An 18,964-nucleotide genomic window follows, 5' to 3' on the forward strand; every position below is an offset into this window, starting at 1 on the left:
GGAAACCGCCGATGATCGTCCTGTCCGATTCCGCGCTCGACGCGCTGCTGGCCCAGGATGTTCCTTACGGCGACCTCACCACCGACTCCCTGGAAATCGCCGACCAACCCGCCCGGATGAGCTTCGCCGCGCGCGCCGCCATGGTGCTGGCGGGCAGCGAGGAAGCCGCCCGTCTGGTCGAAAAGGCGGGCGGACGGGTGACGCGGGTCAGCCCCAGCGGAACCCGCCTGGAGGCCGGGGCGGTCTTTCTGGAGGCCGACGGCCCCGCCGGAGCCTTGCATCGGGCGTGGAAGGTGGCGCAGACGCTGACCGAATACGCGTCCGGCATCGCCAGCCGCGCCCGGCGGATCGTGGACGCCGCCCCCGGCGTCACCGTGGCCTGCACCCGCAAGAATTTCCCCGGCGCCAAGGATCTCAGCGTCAAGGCGGCGATCGCCGGGGGCGCGGTGACGCACCGTCTCGGCCTTTCGGAAACCCTGCTGGTCTTCCCCGAACACCGCGCCTTCCTGCCCGGCCCGCCCGAGGAATGGATCGCCGCCCTGCGCCGCAAGGCCCCAGAAAAGAAGATCGTGGTGGAGGCCGGATCGGTCGAGGAGGCCGTCGCCCTGGCCAAGGCCGGGGCCGACGTCATCCAGTTGGAAAAGCTGCCGCCCGAGGCCGCCGCCGCCGTGATCGCCGCCACCCGCGCCTTGACCCCGCCGCCGATGGTCGCCCCGGCGGGCGGCGTCACCGAAGCCAACGCCGCCGCCTACGCCGCCGCCGGATGCCGGTTGCTGGTGACGTCCGCCCCCTTCTTCGGCCCACCCGCCGACGTCAAGGTGACGCTGCGCCCGGCGTGAGGCTTTCCCCCTCCCCAACCCTCCCCCGCTTGGCAGCGGGAGAGGGAGTCTTGATCCTTGTCAGCGCACGGCGGAGTTCCCTCTCCCGCGTCAGCGGGGGAGGGCTAGGGAGGGGGCAAACATGGACGCTCCCCACCCTAACGCGGATCCGCCACCCACCAGCTTTCGATCAAGGGGCCGTAGAGCGGGGTGACGGCGGGGCGGCGCAGGCGGGACCAATGGGCCAGACGGTCCACCGGGCTGTAGAACAGCGGGACCATGTAGTGCCCCCACAGCAGCACGCGGTCGAGCGCCCGCACCCGCGCCACCAGATCGGCGCGCGTCGTCGCTTCGGCGATGGAATGGGCGATGGCGTCCACCACCGGGTCGCGGATGCCCGCCAGATTGCGGCTGCCCTCCTGCTCCGCCGCGTCGGATCCGTAATAATAAAGCTGCTCGTTGCCCGGCGACAGGCTGGACGCCCACCAGCGCAGCACCATGTCGAAATCGAAACGATCCAACCGGGCCTGGAATTGGGCGCTGTCCACCGCGCGGACGCGGGCGGCGATTCCCAACCCGTCGAGCGAACGGGCGAATTCCAACGCCACCCGTTCCTCCGTCGGGTCCGACAGCAGAATTTCAAAGGCGAAGGGGCGGCCCGCCGCGTCGGTGAGGCGACCGTCGCGGATCGTCCATCCGGCCTCGGCCAGCAGGCTCAGCGCGGCGCGGCGGTTGGCCCGCCCGCCCGCCGGGCCATTGCCGTCGGTGACGGGCAAGGCGAAGGGCTGGGTGAACAAGGCGGGCGGCAGCCGGTCGCGGAAGGGGGCCAGCGCGGCCAACTCCGCCCCCTGCGGCAACCCTTGGGCGGCCAGTTCGGAATTCGGGTAATAGCTGGCGGCGCGGGTCAGCGCGCCGTGGAACAGGGTTCGCCCAATCCAGGCGAAATCGGTGGCCATGCCCAGAGCCTGCCGGACCCGGACGTCGGCGAACAGCGGGCGGCGGGTGTTGAAGATCAGGCCGCGCGCCGCGTCGGGGCGCTGGTGCGCCAACTCCTCCCGCTCGATCCGTCCGTCGCGCAGAGCCGGGCTGTCATAGCCGGTCGCCCATTTCGCCGGGTCGCTTTCGCGGCGGACGTCGCCGTCCCCGGCCTTGAACGCCTCCAACGCCACCGAATCGTCGCGGTAATAGACGAAATCCAGCCGATCCGCGTTGAATTGGCCCCGGCGAATCGGCAAATCCCGGCCCCAATAATCGGGAACCCGCTCGTAGGTGACGCGGCGGCCCGCGTCGACGCTCGCCACCCGGTAGGGGCCGCTGCCCAGAATCGGCTCCAGCGTCGTGCGGTCGAACGGCTTGTCGGCCCACCAGACCTTGCTGTGAATCGGCATCAGCCCCATCAGCAGCGGCATTTCGCGATCAATCCCGCCGTCCGCGTTGGGGGCGAAGGCGAAGCGGACGGTGCGCGGGTCCAGCGCCTCGGCCTTGGTCACTTTGGCGTAGAACAGCCGCCGGTTGGGCGTGCCGTGGACGCGCTGGGTCTCCAGCGAAAACAGGACGTCGTCCGCCGTCACCGGGGAACCATCGTGCCAGCGCGCCGCTGGGTTGATGTGGAAGGTGATGGCGGAGCGGTCCGTCGCCACCGCCAGCCGATCCGCCAGCAGGCCATAGAGCGAAAAGGGTTCGTCCCACGAGCGGGTCAGCAGCGTCTCGAACGTGTAGCCCAACCCTTGGGCCGGAACGCCCTTGACGATGTGCGGGTTCAGCGTGTCGAAGCCGCCGGTCACGGCCTGCCGGATGGTTCCGCCCTTGGGCGCGTCGGGGTTGACGTAGGGCAGCGCGGCGAAATCCGGCGGCAACCGCAAATCGCCGTGCATGGCGATCCCGTGGGTCGCCGCGTCGGGCGGAGCCGGAAGGGTCTGAGCGTGGGCCGTTGGACCGACCAGCAGCGCCAGCGCGATGAGGAGGGGGCGAATCATGCCGATAGGGTTGCCCCTTTGCCGCACCCGCGCAAGAGTGCCTTGGCCTTGGGCGCGCTTGCGCCTAAACTCCGCCCCCGGCGGCGTCGGTGCGGCATCGGCGCCCAATAAAAACGTGCCCTGTTACGCCAGTCGAAGGACGAGAGAAGATGGATCTGAGCAAGGTTGCCGTGGGCAAGAACCCGCCCTGGGATGTCAACGTCGTCATCGAAATTCCCGTCGGCGGTGATCCGGTGAAGTACGAAGTCGACAAGGAATCGGGCGCGATGTTCGTCGACCGTTTCCTGCACACCGCGATGTATTACCCCTGCAACTACGGCTTCATCCCGCACACCCTGTCGGGCGACGGCGATCCCGTGGACGTCTGCGTCGTTGGCCGCGTTCCGGTCATCCCCGGCGCGATCCTGCGCTCGCGTCCCATCGGCGTCCTGTACATGGAAGACGAGGGCGGCGAGGACGAAAAGCTGTTGGCCGTTCCGGTGGACAAGCTGCACCCGTTCTACACCGACGTGAAGAACTACACCGACCTGCCGACGATTCTCACCGAGCAGATCGCCCACTTCTTCGAGCATTACAAGGATCTCGAAAAGAACAAGTGGGTGAAGATTCTGGGCTGGGGCGACGCCGAAGCCGCCGCCAAGAAGATCGAAGAGGGCTTGGCCCGCGCCGCCGAAGCCAACAAGGGCAAGCCGGGCGTCATCGTTTAATCCTGGGTTTGATCCTGGCCATGTGACGGAACAGGGGGCCGCAACCCGCAGCCCCCTGTTCTCCACGTCAGAGTTTTATAAGCTCAAAGCGTTAGAGTTTTCCCTCCGCGACCTCGCGGTCGAAACGCCGGAAGGCGTCTTCCAGCCTCCATTGCAGCCGCGCCTTTTCGCTGCGGTCCAACAGCGTCTGGCACGCCACCGACGCGCTTTCCCCAACCACGCAGCCGTTCGACGTCCACAGGCTGTCGCCGGGCAGGAAGCTGTGCTCCAGGCTGGCGCGGGCCAGACGCACCAGATCGCCATAGCCCAGGCCGAACTCGGTCACGCCGCGTTCCAGCTCGTTGGTCAGGTCGATGCGGCTCACGCCCTCGTCGTCGGTCGAGAGCACCGTCGGCACGCCCGCCGCGCGGTAGAGCGGGAAGGGGTGGTTCTTGCCCGCCACGCCCAGAATCACGTCGTTGCTGGTCAGGTTGATTTCCACCGCCACCTTGCGCGCCGCCATCAGGCGCAGCAGGCCCTGCGGGTCATCCTCAAACATCAGATCGACGCCATGGCCAATGCGCTTGGCCCCGGCGACCTCCACCGCCTTGCGGATGTGGTTGCGCAGTTCTTCCGGCGGCACCAGACCCAGCGTCAGCTCGCCCGCGTGCAGGGCGACGTTGACGTCGGGGAAACGGCGGCGCGTCTCGGCGATCATCCGCATGTGCAGGTCGTAATCGGCCAGCGCCACCGGGTTGTCCTCCGGCGCGACGAAATTCAGGCCGACGACGCGCGGCTCCTGCGCCGCCAGCATGGCGTTGAACAGGGTGACGGCGAAGGCGGGGCTGGGCGCCTGCGTGCGGGACACCTGCTGGATGTAGCGCACCGACACGCCGCAGCCGGGCTTGGCCGCCGGAGTGCCGCAGCCCAGCAGCGCACGCATCCGCGCTTCCGCCGCGTCGATGTCCTGTTTGGCCTGCGGAATCAGGGCGGGCAGACCGGCGGCGGTCAGCCGGTCGGCCATTTGGGGCAGGTCGCCGGTCCAGGGCGTCGCCTTGCCGATGTTGGCGGCGGCCCAGGTCTGGAAGGAGACCATCAGTTCGACATGCTGTTCGCCCTGGCGTCCGGCGCGGTCCACCACCTCGGCCAACAGATCGCCGGTCGAGCCGGTCGCCGGGCTGAAACGCCCGAAGGTGGCGAAAAACTGGTCGTGCAGGCTGTAGCCGGAGATCGGCAGCGCGTCGCGGGTGGACAGCGCGTCGAGCGCGACGGGGTAGAGCACGCTGTCGGCGATGACCACGCCAGCCGATGGCTGCGGGCTGTCCTTGGTCGTTCCGCAGGGCTTCTCCTTGGTCGGGGCGACCAGCGCTTTGGCGGCGCGGTCAAAGCACAGATTCGCCGCCTGGGCCAGCCGCAGATAGGTTTCCGCGTAAACCGCCCCAGTCAGGTGGCTGTGCAGATCGGCCCCCTTGGGCATGCGGTAGAGAAAGGCGCGCAGTTCCGGCGGGCTGTTGCGCGCCACCTCGAACCGCCGGGCCGCCGCCGAGTCGGCGGCGACGGCGGGCTGAGCGTCGCCGCCGACTCCGGTGGTGGGGCCGGGCGCCATCGTGGCGCAACCGGCCAACAACAACGCCGCCAGCGCCGGAGCGGCCAGCGTTGAAAACACGCGCGTCATGGGTTTGTCCTCCCGCAATCATCCATTGCGCGAATCCTGACCCACATAATCGCCCTGACGCAATCCACGACCGCGAATCGACGGCAATTGTGCAAAATACCAAGGGTTTGACGGCTTCGGCGGGTTGCATTGAAAGACTGTAGCGACCACGCGTTTCCCGCTATGGTGCCGTCATCTTTTCGTGTTCCCGCCGACCGGAGCCGCCGCGATGACCGACACGCCCGCCCCCACCCTGCTCGACGCGGCCCGCCTGTTTCGGGCCAACGACCTGCCGGGCGCCGAGGCGATGTGCCGCGCGCTGCTCGCCATCGACCCGCACAACGCGCAGGCCGTCCATCTGCTGGGGCTGGTCGCCGCCCACACCGGCCACCCGGACGACGCGCTGGCCCTGTTCGGCGAGGCCATCGCCGAATTGGACAGCGACGCCTCGTTCCACAACAGCCGGGGCAGTCTGCTGTTTCAGCTTGGCCGGACGGCGGAGGCGGAGGAATCCTTCCGCGCCGGGTTGGCGGTCAACGCCAAACTCCCGGAACTGCACGGCAATCTCGGCAACGCGCTGAAGGTTTTGGGGCGGCTGGAGGAAGCGGTCGAAAGTTTCCGCGCCGCGCTGGCGCTGAAGGACAACGCCCCGGAGATGCATCATTTCCTAGCCGCCGCCTTGCGCGAGTTGGGCCAGTTGGAGGCGGCGGAGGAGCATTTCGGCAAGGCGCTGGACCTCGCCCCCGATTATTTGGAGGCGCATTACAGCCTGGCGGAGTTGCTCGCCACCCAAGGGCGCCTGGAAAAGGCCGAGGAATCCTTTCGCACCGTGCTGACCGCCGCGCCGCGCTTCGTTCCGGCCCAGATCGGTCTGGCCCACGCGCTGCAAAGCCTGGATCGCGCGTCGGAGGCCATCGACGCCATCGAGGCGGCGCGCGAACAGGCCCCCGATCATCCAATGATCCAGTTCACCCGCCGCCTGATCTACTCCAGCGCGGTGCCGGGCTGGCATCTGCCGATGATTAACGATTTCGAGCGCAACGAGGCCTACAAGCAATCGCTGGAACGCGCGGTGACGCCCGATTCGCTGGTGCTGGAGATCGGCACCGGATCGGGCATCGTCGCCATGATGGCCGCCCGCGCCGGAGCCAAACAGGTCGTCACCTGCGAAGTCAACCCGATCCTGGCCCGCGTCGCCAAGGAAACCGTCGCCAACAACGGCTACGCCGACCGCATCACCGTCGTGCCGCGCCTGTCCACCCAATTGACGGTGGGCGAGGGCGGCGATCTGCCGGAAAAGGCCGACGTCTTCGTCTCGGAACTCATCAACATCGGCATGCTGGCCCCGCGCATGCTGTCGGTGCTGCAACACGCCCGCACCCATCTGGTGAAGCCGGGCGGCGCCATCATCCCGCGCGCCTCGACCGTCTACGCCATGCTGATCGAAACGCCGGAGCTGGCCCGCATCAACCCGGTGAACCGGATCGACGGTTTCGACATGTCCAGCTTCGACGTCTTCCGCTCCCCCGGTTATCAACAGCTCGATCTGGCCGCCGACGCGCACAGCGCGCTGTCGGACAGCTTCACCGCGCTGGATTTCGACTTCACCCGCAACATGCCCGAAGAGGGCGAGCGGGAAATCGAAGTCACGGTGACGAAGGAGGGAACCTGCCACGGCGTCGCCTTCTGGTTCGACCTCGTCATGGACGAGGCGGTGGTCTACAAATCGGAAAGCCTGTCGCGGACCAACCATTGGAAACAGGCGATGACCTTCCTGGAATCGCCGATCAAGGTCCGGCCCGGCGACCGTCTGACCGTGATCGCCCGTTACGACAACAACCAGATCTCGTTCGGCATCGGCGGCTGAGCGCGGCGGGCGCCAAACCCGCGCGTCCACAGCCTGTGATTGGATTCGGCGCTGGATTTGGATATTGTGGTCGAACGCATTCAGGAGTGTTCACAATGGGCAACGACGCGCGTCTCGACCGGATGGAACATGACATCGCCACGCTGAAACAGGATGTGGCGGAGTTGAAAACCGACGTGTCCGGCTTGAAGTCCGACGTCTCCGGTCTGAAAAACGATGTCGGCGGGCTGAAACAGAGCATGACCGAGGTCAAAGGCGTGCTGTCCCAAATCCAACAGCTCATGGCCCGCATCGACGGGCGGATGGACGAGCAGCGGGCCACCATCAACGCCCTGATCCCCACCCGGATCGCTGCGGTTCCACCTGCGGCGGAATGACGCCGCCGACACCCCAGCCGTCCCACCCGACGGCGCTGGACCGCCGGGCCGTCGCGTCCTGGTGCCTGTATGATTGGGCGAATTCCGCCTACAACACCATCATCACCACCTTCATCTTTTCCGTCTATTTCGCCCGTGGCGTGGTTGGCGATCCGGTCGCCGGAACCGCGCGGTGGAGCGCGGCGATGACCGTCGCCGGGGTCGCCATCGCCGTGCTCAGCCCGCTGTTGGGGGCCATCGCCGACCGGCATGGGCGGCGCAAGCCCTGGATGGCGCTGTTCACCGGGATCACCGTGGCGCTCAGCGCAGCGTTGTGGTGGGTGCGGCCCGATCCGGCGGACGCGCTGTTCGCCCTGGTCTGCGTCGTCGTCGCCACCGTCTCCTTTGAATTGGCGAACGTCTTCTACAACGCCAGCCTGCCCGCTCTGGTCCCGCCGCGCCTGTTGGGGCGGGTGTCGGGCTGGGGCTGGGGCATTGGCTATTTCGGCGGGCTGGTCTGTCTGGTCGTCGCGCTCTTCGGCTTCGTGAAGGCCGAAGCGCCGCTGTTCGGCCTGTTCGGGCTGAGTTGGGACCCGTGGGGGCCGCAGGCCAACATCCGCGCCACGGCGCTGCTGGTCGCCCTGTGGTACGGGCTGTTCGCCCTGCCCTATGTCCTGTGGGTTCCCGACGAGCCGCCCAATGGCCGCTCTCTGGTCCAGGCGACGCGGGAGGGGGTGGCCATGCTGGGCCGCACCCTGCGCCACGCCGGACAACACCGGCAGGCGGCGCGTTTCCTGATCGCCAGCGCCTTTTACCGCGACGGCATCAACACCATCACCGCCTTTGGCGGGCTGTTCGCCGCCGGGACCTTCGGCATGAGCTTTGAGGAGATCGTCCTCTTCGCCATCGCCTTGAACGTCGTGGCCGGGTTCGGGGCCATCGGATTCGCCTGGATGGACGACCGGGCGGGGGCCAAGCCGGTGATTCTCGCCGCGCTGGCGGGGATGCTTCTGTTCGGCCTGCCGCTGCTGCTGGTGTCGGACAAGCTGTGGTTCTGGCTGTTGGCGCTGGGGCTTGGCGCCTTTTTCGGCCCGGCCCAGGCGGCGGGGCGGTCGATGATGGCGCGGCTGTCGCCGCCCGGCATGACCGGCGAGATGTTCGGCCTTTATGGGCTGACCGGGCGCTTTGTCGGCTTCTTCGGCCCGCTGCTGTTCGGGTTGGCGACGGAGGCCTTCGCCAGCCAGCGCGCGGGCATGGGCGCCGTTCTCGCTTTCTTTGTCATCGGTTTCGGGCTTATGCTGGGGGTGCGTGAACCGGCCCTGCCGCGTCAGAACGCCGCAAACTGAGAGATTTTCCGGTCCAACGCTGTTACCTTCGCGTTTGCTGCGACGCACAATGTCGAGCCGAGGGACCGGATCATGCTGCACATCAAAGACATCGAGGCGTTCGCCCGCATCAATGAGGCGTTGAACGCCGATGCGGACAGCGCCGTCACGGAAGAATCCGCCGCCACCATCCACCCCGCGATGCTGCTGGCGATGGTCGCCACCGGACGCCTGCCCATGTCGGCCCTGCCCAAGCCCACGGAACCGACCGCCGCCCCCACCCTGTTTCCCTGGCGGCGCCCCGGCTCCTAACGCCCAGCGTCACGCGCCCGACACTCACGCGCCCGGCAGACAGCCCAACCCGACCAGGGTCCGCCGCACCGCCTCGTCCAGCCCGGTGCGAGGTTCTTCGCCGAGAAAGGCGACCAGTCGGCGGTTGTCCAACCGCACCGGCTGTTCCCACAGATAGCGCATCTCCGCCAATTCACGGAACAGCGGAACAAAGGGCGCGGCCAGCCGCAGCAGCGGCCAGGGAAAGCGCCGAATCGGCAGCGCCAGGTCGCCGACCGCCCGCGCGACAGCCGCCGCCATGGCGGCGCCGTCGGCGTCCCAAAAGCCTTCAACATGGAAGGTCGCCGCGTCGTCCAATTGGTCGGCCCGCTCCAACAGGCGGATCGCCGTCTCCGCCACGTCGGGCAGATAGGCCCATTGATGGCCGACTCCGGGGCGGCCCGGCTGCATAATGCGCGTCACCGGACGGCCCGGCTTGACCAACCCTTGCGCAAACCAGGTGTTGCCGGAACGTGGGCCAAAGAAATCGCCCGCGCGCAGGATCAACAGCTTGGCCCCCCGCTCCACCGCCTTGCGCAGGCGGCGTTCCATCTCCACCCGGATCGCGCCCTTGCGGGTGACGGGGTTTTGCGGCGCGTCCTCCCCCACCAGCGGAAAGGCGTCGGGGCCGTAATTGTAGACGGTGCCGGGTAGAAAAATCCGCGCGCCCTGCGCCGTGGCGGCGGCGATGCTGGCGTCCACCATCGGCAAGACCAGTTGCCCCCAGTTGCGATAGCCCGGCGGATTCACCGCGTGAACGATCAACGAGACCCCTTCGGCGGCGGCGGTGACGTCGGCGGCGCGCATGGCGTCGCCGTTGATCCAGGTGAAACCATCGTCCGAGGCGCAATGCCGGGCCGGGTTGCGGTGCAGGGCGCGCACCCGCCAGCCCGCCGCAACCAACCGCCGCGCCATTTCCCCGCCAATTCCGCCGGTCGCCCCCAAAACCAGCGCCGTTTTTTGATCCGTGGTCATCCTGCCTCTCCGTCGGTCCTGCTGTGATCGGCCGTCAGGATGACAGGACCGGGGATGAAGGAAATTGTCGAACGGAGTGGAGTTGCTATACTGAAATCGATGAACCCGGAACCGCCCAGTTGGGATCTCTACCGCAGCTTTCTGGCGGTGTTGCGCGACGGCTCGCTGTCGGCGGCGGCGCGCTCGCTTGGCTTGACGCAACCGACGCTGGCCCGGCACGTCGCCGCCTTGGAAGAGGCGGTTGGCGGCGCGCTGTTCACCCGCTCCCCGCGCGGGTTGGAGCCGACCGAGGCGGCGCTGGCGCTGAAACCGCAAGCCCTGTCGCTGGAGGCCACGGCGGCGGCGCTGTGGCGGACCGCCTCGGGTTTGGGCGACGCCGTGCGCGGCCCGGTGCGGGTGACGGCCAGCGAGATCGTCGGCGCCCGCGTCCTGCCGCCCATCCTCGCCAACTTGCGCGCCCGTCACCCGGAGTTGGTGATCGAGCTGGTCCTGTCCAACAGCCTGGACAATCTGCTGCAACGCGACGCCGACGTCGCCGTCCGCATGGTGGAGCCGGACCAGCAGGCGCTGGTCGTCCGCAAAATCGGCTCCATCGCCCTGGGGCTGCACGCCCATCGGGCGTATCTGGAGCGCCAGGGCGCGCCAGTCGATTTGGCCGATCTGGCCCGCCACAGCGTGATCGGCTATGACCGGCCAAGCCCGGCGATCCGCGCCATGGCCCGGCGGGTTCCGGGCTTTCTGGAAACGCCCTTCGCCCTGCGCACGGACAGCGATCTGGCCCAGCTCGCCGCCATCGAGGCCGGATTCGGCGTCGGCATCTGCCAAATCCCCTTGGCCCGCCGCAATCCGGCGCTGGTCCGGCTGCTGCCCGACGCGCTGGAGCTGTCGATGGGCGTCTGGGTCGCCATGCACGAGGATTTGCGCTCAACCCCCCGCTGCCGCGCCGTGTTCGACGGGCTGGTCCAGGGGTTGAGCGCCTATGTGGCGGAGGTTCCACATTCCGGCGCTTGAGTCGGTTTCAACCTGTTGATTCGGCGGCGCCCCGCCCCCTCCCCGACCCTCCCCCGCTCACGCGGGAGAGGGAGACAGACGCCTTATCGGCCCGCTGCGGAGTTCCCTCTCCCGCGAAGCGGGGGAGGGTTAGGGAGGGGGAAAAGGCGCTTAAGCCCCCCACCCCATGCGCCGTTCCACCCCGTCGGCGGCTTCCTTCAGGATGGCGGCGCTGTGGCGGAGCGCGGCTTCTTCATCGGGGGCGAGATCGGGCAGGATGGTGTCGATCACCCCGCGCGCGCCGATGACGCGGGGCAGCGACAACACCACGTCGGGAACCCCGACCACCTGTTCGTTCAACACGGCGCAGGTCGCCACCAGCTTTTCATCCCCGGCGATGGCGGCGACCAGACGGGCCAGCCCGCCGCCGATGCCGAAGGCGGTGTGGCCCTTGCCCGCGATGATGTGGTAGGCGGCGCGGCGCACCCCCTCGTCAACCGCCGCCCGGTCCTCGGCGGTCAGGGGGCGGCCAAGCTGGGCGGCGGCGCGGTGGACCGGAACCCCGGCGACGGTCGCGCCCGACCACAGCAGCACCTCTGAATCGCCATGCTCGCCGACGACATGGGCGTGGACGGATTTCGGCGTCACCCCCAGACGCGCGCCCAGCAGAGCGCGGAAGCGCGCGGTGTCGAGAACCGTGCCGGAACCGATGACCCGATGCGGCGGCAGGCCGCTGATGCGGGTGGCGATCTGGGTCATCACGTCCACCGGGTTGGTGGCGACCAGCAGCACCGCGTCGGGGGCGGCGGCCAGCACGGCGGGAATCACCTCGGCGAAGACCCGCGCGTTGCGTTCCAACAGATCGAGTCGGGTTTCCCCCGGCTTTTGCCCGACCCCCGCCGACAGCACGACCACCCCGGCCCCCTCCAGCGCGGCGTACGGACCGGCATGGACGGCGACCGCGTGGGTGAAGGGGATCGCGTGCGCGATGTCCTGCGCCTGGGATTGGGCCAGCGCGGCGTTGGCGTCCACCAGGACGATTTCGCTCGCCGCGCCGGTCGTCACCATGGCGAAGGCGGCGGCGGCGCCGACAAAGCCCGCCCCGACGATGCCAACCTTCATGTCCGCTTCCTCCCCTGCCTGTTTTTCTGACGCGCGCCCGGCCACCCTGCGCCCCCAGCCTGCGACCGGCGGCGACGGCGCGCAAGCCCACAGGCCGTGCGGCGGATCTTTCACCACCAAACTTTCCGCAGGGCGCGACGAATCGTCCCCTTGTCCAATGGTCATACCAGCCCGTAATGTTGCGACGCAGCAAAATGGATGAAATCGCCAGCCTGCGCTGTTCGTCACAAAAACCGTCGCCGACGCGGGCTATTCTGCGCCGACGCGGCTACCCTCGCACCGGATCCGGTCATGACCGTTCGCAACCTCGACAAGCTGTTCAAGCCCGCCTCCATCGCGTTGATCGGGGCCAGCCGCAAGCCGGGCACGGTGGGGGCGGTGGTCGCCCGCAACCTGTTCCAGGCCGGGTTCGACGGGCCGGTGATGCCGGTCAACGCCACCGAACGCTCGGTCGAAGGCGTCCTGACCTACAAGACGGTGGACAGCCTGCCGATCACCCCCGATCTGGCGGTGATCTGCACGCCCCCCGCCAGCGTCGCGGCGACCATCGACGCGCTGGGCAAGCGCGGCACCAAGGCCGCCATCGTCATGACCAGCGGCATGACCGCCGAGCAGACGCAGGCGATGCTCGACGCCGCCAAGCCCTATCTGATGCGGGTTCTGGGGCCGAACAGCCTGGGGGCGATGGTTCCCGGACGCGGCATGAACGCCAGCTTCGGCCCGGTGGCCCCGAAAAAGGGCGACGTCGCGCTGGTGGCGCAATCGTCGATGGTCGTCACCTCGATCGCCGATTGGGCGACCTCGCGCGGGATCGGCTTTTCGCATCTGGTGTCGCTGGGCGACCGGGGCGACGTCGATTTCGGCGATCTGCTGGATTATCTGGCGTCCGACGTCACCGTCCGCGCCATCCTGCTCTACATCGAGAGCATCAGCCACGCCCGCAAATTCATGTCGGCGGCGCGCTCCGCCGCCCGGCAAAAGCCGATCATCGTCATCAAGGCCGGACGGTCGGACGAGGCGCAAGAGGCCGCCGCGTCCCACACCGGGGCGCTGGCGGTGTCCGACGCCGTCTATGACGCCGTGTTCCGCCGCGCGGGCGTCCTGCGGGTGAATGATCTGGCCGAACTGTTCGACGCCGCCGGAACGCTGGGCACCGGCGTGCCGATCACCGGCGACCGGCTGGCCATTCTGACCAACGGCGGCGGCATGGGGGTGATGGCGACCGACAAGCTGATCCACGCGGGCGGACGACTCGCCAGCCTGTCATCGGACGCGCAAGAGGCGATCACGGCGGCGCTGGGCGCGATTCCCGGCGGCGGCCCGCGCGGCAACCCGCTGCTGGTCGGGGCCGACGCCACGCCCAAACGCTACGCCGACGCGCTGAACGCGCTGATGCAGGACACCAGCAACGACGCGGTGCTGGTTCTGCACTGCCCGTCCGCCCTGACCGACAGCGCCGCCATCGCGCAGGCGGTGACGGACACCGTCGTGGCCAACAAGTCGCGCCGCCACCCGGTGCTGACCAGTTGGATCGGCGACGAATCGGCGGCGGACGCCCGCAAGCTGTTCGCGGCCAACCGCATCCCGACCTATGACGGCCCGTCCAACGCGGTGCGCGCCTTCCTGCATCTGGTGCGCTACCGGCGCAGCCAGGATTTGCTGATGCAGACGCCGCCGTCGGTCGCCGACGAGTTCCAGCCCGACGGCATCGCCGTCAACCGGGTGATCTCGCGCGCCATCGCCGAAAAGCGCGATTGGCTCAGCGAGTATGAGGCCAAGCGCGTGTTGGCCGCCTACGGCATCCCGGTGGTGGACACCCGCGTCGCCGAAACGCCGGAGGAGGCCGCCACCGCCGCCAAGATCATCGGCGGCCCCATCGCCCTGAAAATCCTGTCGCACGACATCACCCACAAATCCGACGTCGGCGGCGTCGCCCTGGGCCTGACCAGCCCGGAGGAGGTGCGCGCGGCGGCGGACGCGATGCTGGAGCGGGTGCGCGAGCACGCCCCCGACGCCCGGATCGAGGGCTTCACCGTTCAGGAAATGGCGGTGCGCCCCGACGCCTACGAGCTGATCGTCGGCATGACCGAGAATGAGCTGTTCGGCCCGGTCCTGCTGTTCGGCGAGGGCGGCATCGGCGTGGAGGTGGTGGAGGATTGCGCGCTGGCCCTGCCGCCGCTGAACATGCGGCTGGCCAGCGACCTGATGAGCCGCACCCGCATCTGGAAGCAGTTGCAGGGCTACCGCTCGCGCGCCGCCGTCGATCTCGACGCGGTGGCGCTGACGCTGAACAAGGTGTCGCAGCTCATCGTCGATTTCCCGGAAATCGCCGAGTTGGACATCAACCCGCTGCTGGCCGATTCCGAGGGCGTGTTGGCGCTCGACGCCCGCATCAAGGTCGGGGTTCCCGCTTTGTCCGGGGCCAAGCGGCTGGCGATCCGCCCCTACCCCAAGGCGCTGGAAGACCGCATCACCATCAAGGATGGCCGCCAGTTCTTCGTCCGCCCGATCCTGCCGGAAGACGAACCGCTGGTGCATCAACTGGTGGAAAACCAGACGGCGGAGGATCTGCGCCTGCGCTTCTTCGCGCCGCTGAAACGGCTGTCGCACCAGGCGGCGGCGCGGCTGACCCAAATTGATTACGACCGCGAAATGGGGTTGATCGCCATCGGTCCCGATCCCGACACCGGCGACACCATCATGTTCGGCGTCGTCCGCATCAACGCCGACCCCGACAATCTGCGCGCCGAATACGCCGTGATGGTGCGGTCGGACATGAAGGGCCAGGGGTTGGGCTACATCCTGATGAACAAGATTCTGGATTACGCCCGCTCGCGCGGCATCAAAGAGGTTTATGGCGAGGTTCTGCGCGAAAACACCAACATGCTGGGCATGTGCCGCGCCCTGGGCTTCGTCCGCAAAGAGAACATGGACGAGCCGGGCGTGGTCGAGGTGCGGATCGAGTTGGGCGGCGGGCTGGCGGCGGAATAAGCGCTGGATGAAGGCGGGTCGGTGTTGCGCCGCAGCATTCCGGGGGCGTAACGTTGGAACCAGCGGCGACGCCGCCCCCTTTCATCGTTTCGAGGACGCAACCAATGGCCGCCGACGATCTCATCACCCAAGGCGCCTTTGCGCTGTATCAGGCGGAAAATCAGCACCGCATCACGGAATTCGCCAAATCGGCGAACGCCGACGCCGCCATCGCCGCCGACTTCAACGATTACAAGCAGCGCTATCTGCGCAAGTTCCAGGACCTGCACGCCAGCCTGACCCGTCTGGGCCTGACCATCACCCGCGCCGCGTAACCTTCGGTCGCCACCAGGACGGCGTTGGCCGCGCCGCCCGCCGACGCTCGGCGTTGTCCAGCACGGCGCGGCGGTCGGCGCCGTCCAACCGGCTCCAGTCGCGAATCTCGTCCAGGCTGCGGAAGCACCCCAGACAGACGTCGGCGTCGTCCAGCGTGCAATGACGCACGCAGGGCGACGGCACGGGCTGATCGTCGTCGGGAATCGGGGCTTCAGAAATCGGGGCCATGGTCTTGATTCGCTTGTTCCGACTCTGCACTATGAGGCCAGCCGCCGCCGCGCCGCAAGCCGGACGCACGCGCCGCCAACCGACGGAAACGGTTGGGAAAGCCGGGATCGCGCGCGTATACTGCGGCCATCATGGCCCGCATGCTGTTCCTTCGCGACATCGATTCCGACGTGCAACTGCGTTGCTGCGCCTGTGGGCACAGCGGCCTGTTGCCCCGCGCCATGCTGGTGCGCCGTTTCGGCCAGAGCTATCCGGTTCTGTCCATCGCGCCGCATTACCGCTGCTCCCGCTGCGATTCCCGCGACACCGAAAGCCGCCCGGCGCTGGTCCTGCCGACCGCGCTGGAGCATGAGGACGCGCCCGATCCGTCGTTCGACGCCTCGCTGGCGGCGCTGAACGGCCTGTTGGCCTCGATCCGTGGATCGGATCACGAGGAAGGGGGCGCCCCGAAGCGGGCAAGCGACCCAACGCCCGACTCGATGCCCGACTGGAACCTGGACAGCAGCGCCCCGCTGGACGCCCTGCCGCCAGACGACGAGTCGCTGGACGATCATCCGCCAGCGCGCCGCCATGACCTCGCCGACACCGACGATGAGGACGACGACCTTCCTGATTGGGCGAATTGGCGCAAAACGCTGGCCGGTCATGTCGATGAGCCTCGACCGTCCAGCAAACCAGACAACCCGCCGCCCAACCGCCCCCTGCCCAACCGCCCCCTGGAGGAGTTGATCGCCGACGGTCCCCTGGACGACGCCGATCCGCTGTGGGAGCCGGTGTCTCTCGCCGACATGGCCAGCCGCAACGGCGCGCCGCCGCCCGCCCTGGAGGATGACGCGGAGGACTGGTCGCCACCCAGCCGCAAGCCCGCGCCCATCAGCGATGACGCGCCCGCCGACGAGACGCTGGACGCCATGCGCCGCTTCTTCGCCCAGGCCGATCTTGAGGAGGAGGAGGAGGACGCCCCGGCTCCGGAGCGCGACGACGATGAGGGAGAGGACGATGAGGGAGAGGACGGGGCGCGCGCCGATCAGGACGGCGAGCCTCCGGTCTTCTCGCACAAGGCTCTGGTCCGCCGCGATTTCGACGAGGATCTGGACGAGGATCTCGATGATTTCGAGGATGGCCTCGCCGAGGAGGATGTCGCCGGCGACAAGGCCGCGACCAGGATGGAGGCGCGCGGTTGGGCCGACAGCCTGGACGATGAAGAGCTGACGGAGGAGGAGCCGACGGACGAGGAAATCCTCGCTTTCGCCATCCGCGATCCTGAAAAGCTTGCGCCTCTCCCGTTCCCCCCTCCCCCGCCTTCGGTCAAGGCCAAGGCCGACCGTCCGACAAAGCGCCCCGCCGCCAGCGCCGAGGAGGATGGCGGTTTTGACAAGACCTTGGCCGCGTTGCGCTCAATGATCGAAGACGCGGCGACCGAACCGAAGGCGGCGCCGCGACGCAAGGCCAAACCGGCGGCTCCGCCGCCAGTGGAGGACGATGAGGCGGACGACGCCCCCCCGCCCTTCGCCCCGCCATCCTCCGCCACCCTGGACGAGGACGCGCCGCCGCCGCGCAAGCCCGCCGTCAAACCGTCGCTCAGCAAGGGCGGCAACGCCAAGCAATCGGCTCAGGAGCGCGAAATCGAAGAGGCGATGAAGGCCTTGCGCGATCTGGTCGAGGATGACGAAGAGGCGCCGCCCAGAGCCGCCACGCCGCCGGGCGACCGGAAAGCCCCGCCCGCTTCTTGGGACGATGATGAGACGGAGAACGCTCCGCCCAGCCGCGCAAGCGCCATGCCCCCGCCCCGCCCGGCCCCGCCTCGCCCCGCCTCGCCTCGCCCCATGGACGATGACGAACCGCTGCCGGTCGAAACCTTCACCCGGAAGGCTCAAGCCGACAAAGACGCCAGCCCGCTCAGCAAGACCATCGCCACCTTGCGCGGGATGCTGGAATTGGATGGACGGAAAAAACGCTGACGGCGACGCCGTTCAGCCATTCTCCGCCAGAACCGATCCGGCCAGATAGAGCGAGCCGCAGATCAGCACGCGGGCCGGGCCGTTTCGCCCGGCGACCAACGCCGCCAGCGCCGCCGCCACGCTGTCCGCCGCCGCCGTGTCGGCGATGCCGCAGGTCCGCCCGGCCTCCGCCGATTCCTCGGCGGTCAGGGATGCTTCCTCGCCGGGAATGACCACGGTGCGCATAGCGTGGGCGAACGGGGCCAGCGGGGCCAGAAACTCATACGGATCCTTGCTGGCCAGCATGCCGTAGATCAGCAGCAGCGGGCGGGCGCCGTCGGAACGTTCGCCATCCGCTTCCGACCAGTCCACCGCCTGCCGGGCCAGCACCTCGCCCGCCGAATCATTGTGGCCGCCGTCCAACCACAGCTCCCACCCCGTCGGCAGGGACTCGGCCAACGGGCCGCGCGTCAGCCGTTGCAAACGGGCGGGCCATTCGACCGCAGCCAGCCCCCGACGAATCGCCGCCTCGTCCACCGTCAGCGGCAGATGATCCAGACACGCCAGCGCCAGACCGGCGTTGCCGATCTGGTGCGCGCCGGGCAGGCCGGGCATCGGCAGGTCAAGCGTCCGCGCCGCGCTGGCAAAACGGAAGCCGCCCGGCTGCGGCGTGGCGGTCCAGGCGTGGATCGGCGCGTTGATGGCGTTGGCGCGCAGATTCAGCGCCTTGCGCGCGTCCGCCGCCGGTTGCTCGGCCATCACCACCGGAACGCCGGGCTTGAAGATGCCAGCCTTCTCGCTGGCGATTTCCATCAGCGACTCGCCCAGAAACTGGCGATGATCGTAAGAAATGCGGGTGATCGCCGTCACGGCGGGCCGGTCGATGACGTTGGTGGCGTCCAGCCGCCCGCCCAGGCCGGTTTCCAGCAGCACGACGTCCGCCGGAACGCGGGAAAAGGCCAGAAAGGCGGCGACCGTCGTCACCTCGAAAAAAGTGATCGGGCCGCCCGCGTTGGCCGTCTCGCACTCTTCCAGCAGAGCGGCGAGATGGTCGTCGTCGATCAAGGTTCCCGCCAACCGGATGCGCTCGTGAAAGCGCACCAGATGGGGGGAGGTGTAGACATGGACCCGATGACCGGCGGCTTCCAGAATGGCGCGCAGGAAGGCGACGGTCGATCCCTTGCCGTTGGTTCCGGCGACGTGGACCACCGGCGGCAAACGCCGTTCGGGATGGTCCAACGCCGCCAGCAGCCGGTGAACCCGGTCCAGCGACAGGTCGATGACCTTCGGATGAAGCCCCTTCAAACGATCCAGAACCGGATCGGAACGGTGTGAGTCGGTCATCGCCGCCTGTCCCTTGCGCCCGCTGTCCCTTGCGCCCTCTTGCCCGT

The 18,964-nt window shown here is 68.4% G+C and carries 16 protein-coding genes; 10 read left to right on the forward strand and 6 right to left on the reverse strand.

Features of this window, described 5'->3' with window-relative positions; translation table 11 throughout:
- Positions 1 to 11: 11 nt before the first annotated feature.
- Entirely contained in the window at positions 12 to 839 is an 828-nt protein-coding gene (modD, locus tag ACODS4_RS01290) for a ModD protein (protein WP_488859934.1), read from the forward strand.
- Between the two features lie 137 nt (positions 840 to 976).
- Here the strand turns inward: modD and ACODS4_RS01295 are convergent, their stop codons facing one another.
- Positions 977 to 2,794: an extracellular solute-binding protein gene (locus ACODS4_RS01295; RefSeq protein ID WP_488859936.1), complete on the reverse strand. Its 1,818-nt coding sequence runs from the start codon at positions 2,792 to 2,794 to the stop codon at positions 977 to 979.
- 149 nt (positions 2,795 to 2,943) lie between these two features.
- Between ACODS4_RS01295 and ppa the strand changes: the two genes are divergently transcribed.
- Complete coding sequence (ppa, locus tag ACODS4_RS01300; protein ID WP_488859938.1) at positions 2,944 to 3,501, forward strand: inorganic diphosphatase; 558 nt, start codon at positions 2,944 to 2,946, stop codon at positions 3,499 to 3,501.
- Between the two features lie 91 nt (positions 3,502 to 3,592).
- Here ppa and ACODS4_RS01305 read toward each other — a convergent pair whose 3' ends face one another.
- Entirely contained in the window at positions 3,593 to 5,155 is a 1,563-nt protein-coding gene (locus tag ACODS4_RS01305) for an adenosine deaminase family protein (RefSeq protein ID WP_488859940.1), read from the reverse strand.
- Between the two features lie 208 nt (positions 5,156 to 5,363).
- Here ACODS4_RS01305 and ACODS4_RS01310 point away from each other — a divergent pair, with 208 nt between their 5' ends.
- The 4 genes from ACODS4_RS01310 (at position 5,364) to ACODS4_RS01325 (ending at position 8,994) form a co-directional block, all read left to right on the forward strand.
- The gene (locus tag ACODS4_RS01310) at positions 5,364 to 7,001 is read left to right on the forward strand and encodes a tetratricopeptide repeat protein (protein WP_488859942.1); all 1,638 of its coding nucleotides are present in this window, start codon (positions 5,364 to 5,366) and stop codon (positions 6,999 to 7,001) included.
- Between the two features lie 95 nt (positions 7,002 to 7,096).
- Positions 7,097 to 7,378 carry a hypothetical protein gene (locus ACODS4_RS01315; protein ID WP_488859943.1) on the forward strand — a complete coding sequence of 94 codons (282 nt, stop codon included), beginning with the start codon at positions 7,097 to 7,099 and terminating at the stop codon, positions 7,376 to 7,378.
- On the forward strand, positions 7,375 to 8,703 hold the full coding sequence (locus tag ACODS4_RS01320) for an MFS transporter (RefSeq protein WP_488859945.1): 1,329 nt from the start codon (positions 7,375 to 7,377) through the stop codon (positions 8,701 to 8,703). Before ACODS4_RS01315 ends, ACODS4_RS01320 begins: the two co-directional genes overlap by 4 nt.
- Positions 8,704 to 8,775: 72 nt before the next feature.
- Entirely contained in the window at positions 8,776 to 8,994 is a 219-nt protein-coding gene (locus tag ACODS4_RS01325; protein ID WP_488859947.1) for a hypothetical protein, read from the forward strand.
- Positions 8,995 to 9,018: 24 nt separating this feature from the next.
- Here ACODS4_RS01325 and ACODS4_RS01330 read toward each other — a convergent pair whose 3' ends face one another.
- The gene (locus ACODS4_RS01330) at positions 9,019 to 9,987 is read right to left on the reverse strand and encodes an SDR family NAD(P)-dependent oxidoreductase (RefSeq protein WP_488859949.1); all 969 of its coding nucleotides are present in this window, start codon (positions 9,985 to 9,987) and stop codon (positions 9,019 to 9,021) included.
- Positions 9,988 to 10,086: 99 nt separating this feature from the next.
- Between ACODS4_RS01330 and ACODS4_RS01335 the strand changes: the two genes are divergently transcribed.
- Positions 10,087 to 10,998: a LysR family transcriptional regulator gene (locus ACODS4_RS01335; RefSeq protein ID WP_488859950.1), complete on the forward strand. Its 912-nt coding sequence runs from the start codon at positions 10,087 to 10,089 to the stop codon at positions 10,996 to 10,998.
- 150 nt (positions 10,999 to 11,148) lie between these two features.
- Here the strand turns inward: ACODS4_RS01335 and ACODS4_RS01340 are convergent, their stop codons facing one another.
- Positions 11,149 to 12,099, reverse strand: coding sequence for an L-lactate dehydrogenase (locus ACODS4_RS01340; protein ID WP_488859951.1), 951 nt, complete (start codon positions 12,097 to 12,099; stop codon positions 11,149 to 11,151).
- Between the two features lie 291 nt (positions 12,100 to 12,390).
- Here ACODS4_RS01340 and ACODS4_RS01345 point away from each other — a divergent pair, with 291 nt between their 5' ends.
- On the forward strand, positions 12,391 to 15,090 hold the full coding sequence (locus ACODS4_RS01345; RefSeq protein ID WP_488859953.1) for a bifunctional acetate--CoA ligase family protein/GNAT family N-acetyltransferase: 2,700 nt from the start codon (positions 12,391 to 12,393) through the stop codon (positions 15,088 to 15,090).
- Between the two features lie 104 nt (positions 15,091 to 15,194).
- Positions 15,195 to 15,404, forward strand: a complete 210-nt coding sequence (locus ACODS4_RS01350; protein WP_488859955.1) for a hypothetical protein — start codon at positions 15,195 to 15,197, stop codon at positions 15,402 to 15,404.
- On the opposite strand, the gene ACODS4_RS01355 is transcribed toward ACODS4_RS01350, so the two are convergent.
- Complete coding sequence (locus ACODS4_RS01355) at positions 15,388 to 15,633, reverse strand: DUF1289 domain-containing protein (RefSeq protein ID WP_488859957.1); 246 nt, start codon at positions 15,631 to 15,633, stop codon at positions 15,388 to 15,390. The genes ACODS4_RS01350 and ACODS4_RS01355 overlap by 17 nt on opposite strands.
- 131 nt (positions 15,634 to 15,764) lie before the next feature.
- Between ACODS4_RS01355 and ACODS4_RS01360 the strand changes: the two genes are divergently transcribed.
- Positions 15,765 to 17,594 carry a hypothetical protein gene (locus ACODS4_RS01360; protein ID WP_488859959.1) on the forward strand — a complete coding sequence of 610 codons (1,830 nt, stop codon included), beginning with the start codon at positions 15,765 to 15,767 and terminating at the stop codon, positions 17,592 to 17,594.
- A gap of 12 nt (positions 17,595 to 17,606) precedes the next feature.
- Here ACODS4_RS01360 and ACODS4_RS01365 read toward each other — a convergent pair whose 3' ends face one another.
- Positions 17,607 to 18,917 (reverse strand): bifunctional folylpolyglutamate synthase/dihydrofolate synthase, encoded by a 1,311-nt coding sequence (locus tag ACODS4_RS01365; protein ID WP_488859961.1) that lies wholly within the window; start codon positions 18,915 to 18,917, stop codon positions 17,607 to 17,609.
- Between the last annotated feature and the right edge of the window lie 47 nt (positions 18,918 to 18,964).

Source organism: Azospirillum sp. FG154 (assembly GCF_057809575.1).